Origin of the sequence: Devosia sp., from assembly GCF_014860165.1 — a bacterium.
Taxonomy (GTDB): Bacteria; Pseudomonadota; Alphaproteobacteria; order Rhizobiales; family Devosiaceae; genus Devosia.
Map to the genome: position 1 here is coordinate 36,509 of NZ_JACZKG010000001.1, position 10,666 is coordinate 47,174.

Consider the following 10,666-nt stretch of genomic DNA (forward strand, 5'->3'; position numbering starts at 1 on the left):
CAGTGTGACGCTTATTTTTCTAGAGTTAGATAAAGCGACCAGATGAGACCCAATAGTCAGAATAACAAGAACCGGCAGCGGAGCCGGAACGGCGGACGCAAACACGTCAATCCGTTGTCCCGCAATTTCGAGAGCAATGGACCGGATGTGAAGGTGCGCGGTAACGCGTCCCATATCGCCGAGAAATATCTCCAGCTGGCGCGCGATGCGCAGTCATCCGGCGATTCGGTGATGGCAGAGAATTACCTGCAGCATGCCGAACACTATTTCCGTATCGTCTCGAGCGCCCAGCAGGCCCAGAATGGCCAGCGGCCCGACGGGGCGGATGATGCCGATTATGATGACGACATGCCCGAGATGAACTCGCGCTTTTCGTCGCCGCAGCCGCAACCGCAGCAGCAATATGTGCAGCAGGATGGTGACGAGCCGCAGGGCGAGGGCGAGCAGCCGCGCCAGAGCCAAGGTGAACAGCGCCCGCCGCGCGGAGATGGCCAGGATGGTGATCGTCCGCAGCGCGGCGATCGCCGGGACCGCCCACGCCGCGAGCGCTTCCGCCCCGAGGGCGAGGGCCAGCAGCCCGTGATCGCCAGCGAGCAGGCGCAGCCTGTCGTCACTGAAGTTGCCGCAAGCACGGCAAGCGAACAGCCGGCTGAGGCCGAAGGCGAAGCCCGCAAGCCACGCGAGCGTCGTCCGCGCCGCCGCCGTCCGGCGGGTGGCGATGACCTTGCCGGGGCCGAGCAGCCCGATGTCGGCGAATTGCCGGCATTCCTGACGGCGGGTGGAACGACCCCCGCCGAATGAGATCGAAAAAGGCCGGACAGAAGTGTCCGGCCTTTTTGTTTCAGAGCACCTCAGCGCAAGTGGCCCCACCACCGCCCAATCTCTTCCATAAAGGGGAGGTGCCGCCTTGTGGCCGGAAGGCGATCGTGCCCCCGAGGAGCCGACCCGGCTCTCGCATGTCGTGGCGGGGGCCTCTTTTCTGCGCCGAAACCCTCCCCATATATCTCCTCGTGATGGAGCAGTGCCGAAATCAAGCCGGTCATTTGACGAGAAGCAAGCGGGGCAAGACCCGATGCTGTCAAACTGCCGGTGCGGGCGTTTCATCAGCGACGCTTCCGACGTGTGTCAGGTGCCTTCGGGGCCGGCATGCGGGCGAGACAAGGAGAGTTGAATGAACATCGAGAAATATACCGAGCGGGCCCGCGGTTTCATCCAGAGCGCCCAGACCACCGCTTTGGGCAAGGGCCACCAGCAGTTCGCGCCCATCCATCTGCTCAAGGTGCTGCTTGACGACGACCAGGGCATGGCCAATGGGCTGATCGAACGCGCCGGAGGCGACCCCAAGGGCGCGCGGGCTGCGGTCGAGGCCGGCCTGGCAAAGATCCCCTCGGTATCGGGCGATGGCTCTCAACTCTATCTCAGCCGCGAATTGGCGCGGGTCTTCGACACGGCCGAAAGCGCCGCGCAGAAGGCGGGCGATTCCTATGTCACGGTGGAGCGGCTGCTGCTTGCGCTGGTGGTCGAAAAGGATACGGACGCGGGCAAGATCCTGTCGTCGGCCGGGGTGACGCCGCAGGCGCTGAACCAGGCCATCGAGGCGATCCGCAAGGGTCGCAGCGCCGATACGGCGACGGCCGAGAACAGCTATGACGCGCTCAAGAAATATGCGCGCGACCTGACGGCCGATGTGCGCGAGGGCAAGCTCGATCCGGTGATCGGCCGGGACGAGGAAATCCGCCGCACCATCCAGGTGCTGAGCCGCCGCACCAAGAACAATCCGGTGCTGATCGGCGAGCCCGGCGTGGGCAAGACGGCCATCGCCGAGGGTCTCGCCATCCGTATCGTCAATGGCGACGTGCCCGAATCGCTCAAGAACAAGAGCCTCCTGTCGCTCGACATGGGCTCGCTGATTGCCGGCGCCAAATATCGCGGCGAGTTCGAGGAGCGGCTCAAGTCCGTGCTGTCGGAGGTCACTGCGGCCGAGGGCAAGATCATCCTGTTCATCGACGAGATGCATACGCTGGTCGGGGCCGGCAAGGCGGATGGCGCCATGGATGCGTCCAACCTGCTCAAGCCGGCGCTGGCGCGGGGCGAACTCCATTGCGTTGGCGCGACGACGCTCGACGAATACCGCAAGCATGTCGAGAAGGACGCGGCCCTGGCCCGTCGCTTCCAGCCGGTCTTTGTCGATGAGCCGACCGTGGAAGACACGATTTCGATCCTGCGGGGTTTGAAGGAAAAGTACGAGCTGCATCACGGCATCCGGATTTCCGATTCGGCGCTGGTGAGCGCGGCAACGCTTTCCAACCGCTACATTACCGACCGCTTCCTGCCTGATAAGGCAATCGACCTGATGGACGAGGCGGCGGCGCGGTTGCGCATGGCGGTCGACAGCAAGCCCGAGGCCCTCGACGAACTCGATCGCCGCATCATGCAGCTCAAGATCGAGCGCGAGGCGCTGCGCAAGGAGGAAGACGAAGGGTCAAAGACCCGCCTGGGCCGGCTCGAGACCGAGCTGGCCGACCTCGAAGAGCAGGCGCAGGCCCTGTCGTCCAAGTGGCTGGCCGAAAAGGAACGGCTGCAGGGCAGCCAGAAGGTCAAGGAAGAACTCGATGCGGCCCGTTCGCAGCTCGAGATCGCGCAGCGCCAGGGTGACCTGGCCAAGGCGGGCGAGCTGGCCTATGGCGTCATTCCCGAACTCGAAAAGCGCCTAAAGGCGGCCGACGATGCCAATGGCGACGGCAAGCCCGATCCTGTGATGGCCAAGGAAACCGTCGATGCCAGCGACATTGCCGGCGTCGTCAGCCGCTGGACCGGGATTCCTGTCGATCGCATGCTGGAAGGCGAGCGCGAGAAGCTGCTGCATATGGAGACCTCGCTGGGTGCCCGCGTGATTGGGCAGGCCGAGGCGGTGGCGGCCGTGGCCAAGGCGGTGCGCCGTTCGCGGGCGGGCCTGCAGGATCCGAACCGGCCCATCGGCTCGTTCATGTTCCTCGGACCCACTGGCGTCGGCAAGACCGAGCTGACCAAGAGCCTGGCGCAGTTCCTGTTCGATGACGAGACCGCCATGGTCCGGCTCGACATGAGCGAGTTCATGGAGAAGCACTCGGTGGCCCGCCTGATCGGCGCGCCTCCCGGCTATGTCGGCTATGACGAAGGTGGCGTGCTGACCGAGGCGGTGCGGCGCCGGCCCTATCAGGTGGTGCTGTTCGACGAGATCGAGAAGGCCCATCCCGATGTCTTCAATGTCCTGCTGCAGGTGCTCGATGACGGGCGGCTGACGGACGGGCAGGGTCGCACGGTCGACTTCCGCAATACGGTGATCATCCTCACCTCCAACCTGGGCGCCGAATATCTCGTCGACCTCAAGGACGGGGAATCGGTGGAGCTGGTGCGGGGCAAGGTGCTCGACATGGTCAAGGCGGCGTTCCGGCCGGAATTCCTCAACCGGATCGACGAGATCCTGCTGTTCCACCGGCTGGGCCGCGAGCATATGGGCAATATCGTCGATATCCAGTTCGGGCGGCTGACGCAGCTGCTGCGGGATCGCGACATCAGCCTTGAGCTGACGCCACGGGCGCGCGAGTGGCTGGCCAATGAGGGCTATGACCCGGCCTATGGAGCGCGGCCGCTCAAGCGGGTGATCCAGCGGTCGGTGCAGGATGGCCTTGCCGAGGAGATCCTCGCCGGCCGGGTCAGCGACGGCTCCCGCGTAGTGGTCGATGCCAATGACGATGGCATCGTGCTGCTGCCCGATGGCGCGGCGGAGACCGACGCGGCAGCCTAGTCCGCTTGCCAAAGCTAGAGGCCGGTCCTTGGACCGGCCTTTTTTGTCGGCTCTATTGCCTCCAGCGTTGGGCTGTTTTAGAACAAAAGCAGAACATTTGGAGCGGTGAGCATGACCGACAGGATCGACTATATCGAGTTTCCGTCCAGCAACCGGGCGGTGAGCAGCGCCTTTTTCCAGGCGGCCTTCGGCTGGGGTATTGTCAGCTATGGCCCGGACTATGACGGCATTACTGGTGCCGGCATCGATGGTGGCGTGGACCAGGCCGAGGGGCGCGTCGCGGCAACCATGGCCGTGGTGCGGACGGACAATCTCGACGATGCGGAACGCCGCGTGACCGCGGCCGGCGGCATTGTCACCCGGGCGCAGTTCGACTTTCCGGGCGGGCGGCGGTTCCATTTCCGCGAGCCGGGCGGCAATGAGATGGCGGTGTATGTGGCGACGGAATAGGCTGGGGCGGGAATCAGCACCGGACGAAACATGACCCAGGATATCACCGCGCCGCAGAGCCGCCGCTTTGTCCTGGTGGCCGCCATCCTGGCCTCCAGCATGGGCTTCATCGATGGTTCGGTGATCTCGATCGCCGTCCCGGCCATTCGGGCCGATCTGGGCGCGACGCTGGCCGATGCGCAATGGGTGAGCAATGGCTACCTGCTGCTGATGTCGTCGCTGATCCTGTTGGGTGGAGCGGCCGGCGACCGGTTCGGGCTGCGCAATACCTTTGGCCTGGGCATTGCCCTGTTCGTTGCCGCCTCGATCATCTGCGCCCTGGCGCCGACGCCGCTGGTGCTTGTTATTGCGCGGGCAGTGCAGGGGACTGGGGCCGCCTTCATGGTGCCGGGGAGCCTCGCCATCATCGCCAAGGCCTATCCGCGCGAGGAGCGGGGACGGGCCATCGGCATCTGGGCGGCAGCGTCCTCGCTCACCACGATCGCGGGGCCGGTTATCGGCGGCTTCATGCTGACGGCCCTGGGCGAGTGGAGCTGGCGGCTGGTCTTCGCCATCAACCTGCCGCTGGGCCTGCTGGCGCTGGCGCTGCTGTGGTTCCGCGTGGCGCCGGACCGGCCGGAGGCGGGGCGCCGGCTCGACGTCGCGGGCGCTGTCTTGGCAACGCTCGCGCTGATGCTGATTGCCTATGGCTTGACGGGCGATGGCAGCGAAAGCGCGCCGCCCCTGTCGCATACTATTGTCTGGTGCGGCGCTGGCCTGGTGCTGGCAGCGGCATTCCTGTTGTGGGAGGCGCGCAGCGCGGCGCCAATGCTGCCGCTGCGCCTGTTTGGCAATGTCGGCTTTTCGGGCGCGAACGGGCTGACCTTCGCGCTCTATTTTGCGCTGGGTGGCATCATGTTCTTCCTGCCCATGACCATGATCGGTGGCTGGGGAGAATCTCCGGCGACCGTGTCGCTTGCCCTGCTGCCGCTGGGCATAGCGCTGACGGTCCTGTCCTCGTTCAGTGGCCAATGGGCCGACCGGTTCGGGCCCGGGCCGCTGATCACGCTGGGATCGCTCATCGTGGCGGGCGCCTTTGCCGGGCTGGGCCTGACAGCGCCGATGCACGCGGTGTGGCTGGCGGTGCTGCCCTGCATGGTGCTGCTGGGGCTGGGCATGGGCCTGGTGGTGTCGCCGCTGTCGACGGCGGTGATGACTTCGGTCGAGGATGGCGATACGGGCGTGGCATCGGGCGTTAACAATGCGGTGGCCCGCGTGGCGGGGTTGATGGCGGTGGCTTTGCTCGGCGCCATCATCGCCCCGGTCTTCGAGGCGGCATTGGGGTCGGCGGCGGAACTGCCGGTCTTTTTCGGCATGGCCAGCGAAGGGTTGAGTGCCGAGGAAGAGGCCCTGCGGCTGGCCGCCACCAATGCCGCCTTCGCGACCGTCGCCTATGTCACGGCGGCGCTGAGCGTGGTGTCGGCGGTGGTCGCCTGGCTGACCCTCGAGCGCAAGGGCTTCTAGGGGTTGGCCTGGGCGACCGTCACAGGCGCGGGTTCGCGCGTCATCAGGTCATTGATCTGGGCCATGGTCTGTTGGAACTGGGCTTCATATTGCTGGGGCAGGACATTGTCCTTGGGCAGCTTGACGCTCAGCGGATCGACCAGGTTGCCGTTGATCTTGATCTCGAAATGCAGGTGAGGGCCGGTCGACTGGCCGGTGGAGCCGACATAGCCGATGATCTGGCCCTGGCGGACACGGCTGCCCGGTTCGAGGCCATCGACATAGCGCGACATGTGGCCATAGGCGGTCTCGTAGCCGTTGACGTGCTCGATCTCGACCTTGTTGCCGTAGCCGGAGGCCCACTTGTAATATTTGATGACGCCGTCGCCGGCCGCATAGATCGGTGTGCCCGAACGGGCGGCGAGGTCGACGCCAGTATGCAGGCGCCGCGTCTTGAAGATGGGATGGATGCGATAGCCGAAGCGCGAGCGCAGCGTGCCGCCGCCCTCGAGCGGCCGCCGCGTCAGGAAGCGCTTGCCGGTTTCGCCATCAGGATCATAGAAATCGACGACGCCGTCCTCGGTGCCGAAGCGGTAGAGCTGGCGCGTGGTCGAGCCCAGGGTGAGCGCCACATAGAGCAGTTCGGCACGGCCCTCGGCGTCGGGCGCGGTCTCGAGGATCTCGATGGAATCGCCGGCCTGGATCTTCTTGGTCATGTCCACGTCATAGGCAAACATGCCGATGATGCGTTCGATGGTGGCGTCATCCAGGTCGTGCTTGCGACCGGTTTCCCAGATGGAGCGATAGACGCTGGGCAGGTTGGCGACGTTGACTTCTTCGGTGTCTTCCTCGGGGAACTCGATCTCGGCCGGGGCGAGGCCGAGCACATATTGCCCCTTGTCGGTCAGCGCCACGGTGGCACGGTGGACATCGAGGTCGCTGCCATCGTCATGCAGGTAAATGCTCAACCGGTAGGGGATGAGCGTGTTGGATGTGCGCGAAGGGCCGAACAGGATGCGCAGGCGCGCCCCCGCCGGCAGTTCGGTCGATGGAAAGACGTTTTCCAGCGTGCCCTCGATGGCTGCGGTCATCGCATCGGTAAAGCCGTTGCGGCGCAGGGCCTCGTCGAGGGAGGTCCGCTCCTTGATTGTGAGAATGCGCTCGGCGCGCCCAAGCGCTGCATCGGCGGCCTGGGTGGTCTGCGGCACGACGGTGACATTCTCGACAATGCCGCCGAGCGGGCCGGCGCCCGGCAGCAGGCCGAGTTCGGTCACCGATGGCGCAAGCGCCGCATAGGCCAGGGTGGGTGGGGCGGCATCGTCACTGAAGAAGGTGGCCTCGACGACGCTGCGCACATACTCGGCCGCCGACTGGTCGGAAATGGCCCGCGGCGGCACGAAGGTCATCGGCATGGCAGCGAGCTTGACCGCTACTTCGCCCTCGACCTCGGCGCCATAGACATCGGTGTTGACGTCCAGATTGGCGGTGGCCGCGATGGGCTGGGTGGCATTGAGAATGGCCACCGGATCATAATCGGGGATTCCTTCGGACAGCGAGGTCGGCGCGGTGGCGAGAGTAGCGCTGATGCGCATGAAGGGCTGGTTGCGGATCATGTCGCGGCCGTCGACCGTTTCGCGGATCGAGGCTTCGATGATCTGGAGATCTGAGCGGGTGGCGGTAACGGGACGCAGGCGGGACGACTTGGCCGAAAGATCGGTCGGGGTCAGCGCCTCGGTTTCAGGGCGAGACAACTGCAGCGCTTCATAGGCAGTGGAGAAGGTGTCCTGCCCCTGGAAGGATACATAGAGCGCCGCGCCCATCAGCAGCACGCTGGTGAGACCGGTCATGACAGTGCCGGTCAGCCAGGCAAAGCTCAGCTCGCGCCCATGGGGTATTTCGCCGTCGGTCGACTGCACCGTCAGGGCCGGGCCGTCCTCGAAGCCGGTGGCCTTGAGCAGCGCGGCATGACGGTTTCTTTGCGCTGCGTTCAACGCCCCATCCTTTGATGTGTCACGGCGGTCCCCATTCCGGTCTGAAGCCGGTTTCACCCGCACGATACGCGAGCGCGCTCACATGCGTGCGCGGAGTCTATATCAATCACCCCTGCTGATCCAAAATAAATGCGGCGAAACTGCGAGTGGCCGCCGCGCGGCCAGCAGGCCGCGACGCCGGATCAGGCGGCAGCAGGCGCCGATACTCGCTGGCCACGGCGCAGGTAGAGTTCGGCGAGCAGGATGTTGGGCACCCAGCAGAGGAAAGCTATGACGCGGTAGCCTTCGTAGAACTCGACAGGCAGCGTCAGCATGATGCCCAGATAGACGCGGAGCATGACGCCGGCGGCCGTGAGGGCGATCGACCGGATCATCCAGCGGCGATGTTCGGCAAAGCGACCGTCAACGGCTAGCCGCCAGGCGACCATGGTGGTCCAAAGCCAGAGGATGGCAAGAATGCCGAAACCGGCGGTAGCGATCGGGCCGGCGGTGGCGCCCCAGGCGAGTGGCAGGCCGGTCAGGCCGCCAATCACGCAGGCCACGACATAGAGACGACCAGTGATGCGGTGGATGCGCGGGAAGCGTTTGCGCAGGCGGGCGATGAACTGGAGCGGCGCGACCAGCAAAGCGGTCGAGGCCGCCGCAGCGTGGATCGACAGCCAGGGGAAGGCGAACAGGTTGCCGGTGATCTCCTCAGGGAAAGGTCCGATCCCGACGACGTAGCGATAGGAGAAGAGCGCGACGCCCACGCTTAACACTGCCCACAGGCTCCACGGCACGCGCCGGAGCAGCGACCACAAGGACGACATCACCCGATCTCCTATGTTATTATCTATCACATTGTCATTGGGTATAACATCGAGTCAAGCCGCCAGCCTTCCAAGAGAGTCGATCATGTCCGCAACCAGACCCGGCAATACCTATCATCACGGGGATCTGCGCCGGGCGCTGGTCGATGCGGCGATGCTCGAGGTCGAGCGCGGCGGCATCGAGACGCTGAGCCTTTCGGCGATCGCCAAGGCATTGGGGGTTTCCCAGCCGGCGCCCTACCGTCATTTCGCTGATCGGGATGCGCTGCTGACCGAAGTGGTGACGGAGGGCTTCACCATGTTCGCCGCCGCACTCAAGGCGGCGCCCAGGCGGGCCAAGGGGCGGGAGGCGTTATCGCGGATGGCGCAGGCCTATCTGCGCTTCGGGCTCGACCATCCCGGTCTCTACAAAGCGATGTTCGCATCTCACCTGTTGCCGCAGGCGCGCGATGGCGTGGCGCTACAGGCCACGGCGAGCGCCAGCTTCGGGTTGCTGGTGGCGGCGATCGAGGCCCCGGACCCGGAGAGCGCACAACGAATGGCGCTCGGAGTGTGGGCGTCACTGCATGGCATAGTGATGCTGGCGAACCAGGGAATGCTGCAGGATCGCCTCGCTCCGATCAAACTGGAGCAACTGGTGGAGGATGCTCTGCCGCCTGGAGAGCACAATCAGCCCAGCCATTGAAAAGACTGCGAAAGATCCCATATTGGCTCCAGCGGCCGCAAACCCCCGAAATCACTGGTGGTTCAGTCGAGTTTTCCACACGGTCAAATCCACCAAAATCAGAAAATGACGTTTTTGTCGTTTTGGGGGGTTTACAGGAAAATGAGCCGCCCCTATAACCCGGCTCATCGCTGCAGACCGCGGCGCCGGAAACGGCCCGAACGAGCAGCAAGCCTCTGAAATCACTAAGAAATTAGCGAGTTCAGATTGAAGGCTTCAAGCAATTGAAACCTTCAAGTTTTCGAAATTCGGTACCAACCGAAAGTTGAAAATTGGGTGTTGACAGGCCAGACGGTCTCGACTACAACCCGCCACGTTGACGACGTCGAGCGAACTTCGCTCCCACTGTTCAGCGTTTTCTGAAAGGGCAGACGATCTGCCGGGCAACCGGACAGAAACTCCTGTTCCCTGAAAGAATGTGGAAGCCGATGCTTCCAATGACGTCCTAGCCCGCGAGGGCAGTGAGGTCAGCTCTTTGAAATTGTGAAGATAGAAGAAAGAGAAACGTGGACGGCGAGGTTCTTGCGAACTGAAGCTGGAAGCAATTCCGGTGGAAGTTAAAAAGACTTTCGATGGGTGCACGTTTTCTAAGAGAAAACAGATTGTTCTCGCTGACTTAGGTTAGCTGAGAGCAGTGTGAGTTCTCGTCAATCATGCAAACGTGCATTCAGCGACCATGTCAGATTTCAAACTTGAGAGTTTGATCCTGGCTCAGAACGAACGCTGGCGGCAGGCTTAACACATGCAAGTCGAACGCTCCGCAAGGAGAGTGGCAGACGGGTGAGTAACGCGTGGGAATCTACCTAGTTCTACGGAACAACACAGGGAAACTTGTGCTAATACCGTATACGCCCTACGGGGGAAAGATTTATCGGAATTAGATGAGCCCGCGTAAGATTAGCTAGTTGGTGGGGTAATGGCCTACCAAGGCGACGATCTTTAGCTGGTCTGAGAGGATGATCAGCCACACTGGGACTGAGACACGGCCCAGACTCCTACGGGAGGCAGCAGTGGGGAATATTGGACAATGGGCGCAAGCCTGATCCAGCCATGCCGCGTGAGTGATGAAGGCCTTAGGGTTGTAAAGCTCTTTTAGCGGGGAAGATAATGACGGTACCCGCAGAAAAAGCCCCGGCTAACTTCGTGCCAGCAGCCGCGGTAATACGAAGGGGGCTAGCGTTGTTCGGAATTACTGGGCGTAAAGCGCGCGTAGGCGGATTGTTAAGTCGGGAGTGAAATCCCGGGGCTCAACCCCGGAACTGCCCTCGATACTGGCAGTCTAGAGGTCGAGAGAGGTGAGTGGAATTCCGAGTGTAGAGGTGAAATTCGTAGATATTCGGAGGAACACCAGTGGCGAAGGCGGCTCACTGGCTCGATACTGACGCTGAGGTGCGAAAGCGTGGGGAGCAAACAGGATTAGATA

Annotated in this window: 7 protein-coding genes and 1 rRNA gene; 6 read left to right on the forward strand and 2 right to left on the reverse strand. The window is 63.4% G+C overall.

Translation table 11 applies throughout. The features are described from left to right. Nucleotides 1-42: 42 nt before the first annotated feature. The 4 genes from IH615_RS00200 to IH615_RS00215 all read left to right on the forward strand — a co-directional run bounded on the left by IH615_RS00200 (nucleotide 43) and on the right by IH615_RS00215 (nucleotide 5,740). On the forward strand, nucleotides 43-801 hold the full coding sequence (locus IH615_RS00200; protein ID WP_291358884.1) for a DUF4167 domain-containing protein: 759 nt from the start codon (nucleotides 43-45) through the stop codon (nucleotides 799-801). Nucleotides 802-1,171: 370 nt separating this feature from the next. Beyond that, on the forward strand, nucleotides 1,172-3,787 hold the full coding sequence (gene clpB / locus IH615_RS00205) for an ATP-dependent chaperone ClpB (protein ID WP_291358886.1): 2,616 nt from the start codon (nucleotides 1,172-1,174) through the stop codon (nucleotides 3,785-3,787). Nucleotides 3,788-3,898: 111 nt separating this feature from the next. Next, nucleotides 3,899-4,237: a VOC family protein gene (locus tag IH615_RS00210; protein ID WP_291358887.1), complete on the forward strand. Its 339-nt coding sequence runs from the start codon at nucleotides 3,899-3,901 to the stop codon at nucleotides 4,235-4,237. Nucleotides 4,238-4,267: 30 nt separating this feature from the next. Continuing rightward, nucleotides 4,268-5,740 carry an MFS transporter gene (locus tag IH615_RS00215; protein WP_291358889.1) on the forward strand — a complete coding sequence of 491 codons (1,473 nt, stop codon included), beginning with the start codon at nucleotides 4,268-4,270 and terminating at the stop codon, nucleotides 5,738-5,740. Here the strand turns inward: IH615_RS00215 and IH615_RS00220 are convergent. Beyond that, entirely contained in the window at nucleotides 5,737-7,710 is a 1,974-nt protein-coding gene (locus IH615_RS00220; protein ID WP_291358890.1) for a M23 family metallopeptidase, read from the reverse strand. The genes IH615_RS00215 and IH615_RS00220 overlap by 4 nt on opposite strands. 182 nt (nucleotides 7,711-7,892) lie before the next feature. After that, nucleotides 7,893-8,519 (reverse strand): DUF2306 domain-containing protein, encoded by a 627-nt coding sequence (locus tag IH615_RS00225; RefSeq protein WP_291358891.1) that lies wholly within the window; start codon nucleotides 8,517-8,519, stop codon nucleotides 7,893-7,895. Nucleotides 8,520-8,604: 85 nt separating this feature from the next. On the opposite strand from IH615_RS00225, the gene IH615_RS00230 reads away from it, so the two are divergent. Both IH615_RS00230 and IH615_RS00235 read left to right on the forward strand, forming a co-directional pair. Continuing rightward, a complete protein-coding gene (locus tag IH615_RS00230; protein WP_291358892.1) occupies nucleotides 8,605-9,204 on the forward strand; it encodes a TetR/AcrR family transcriptional regulator in 600 nt (199 codons plus the stop codon). A gap of 727 nt (nucleotides 9,205-9,931) precedes the next feature. Beyond that, a 16S ribosomal RNA gene (locus IH615_RS00235) occupies nucleotides 9,932-10,666 on the forward strand; the annotation flags it as partial.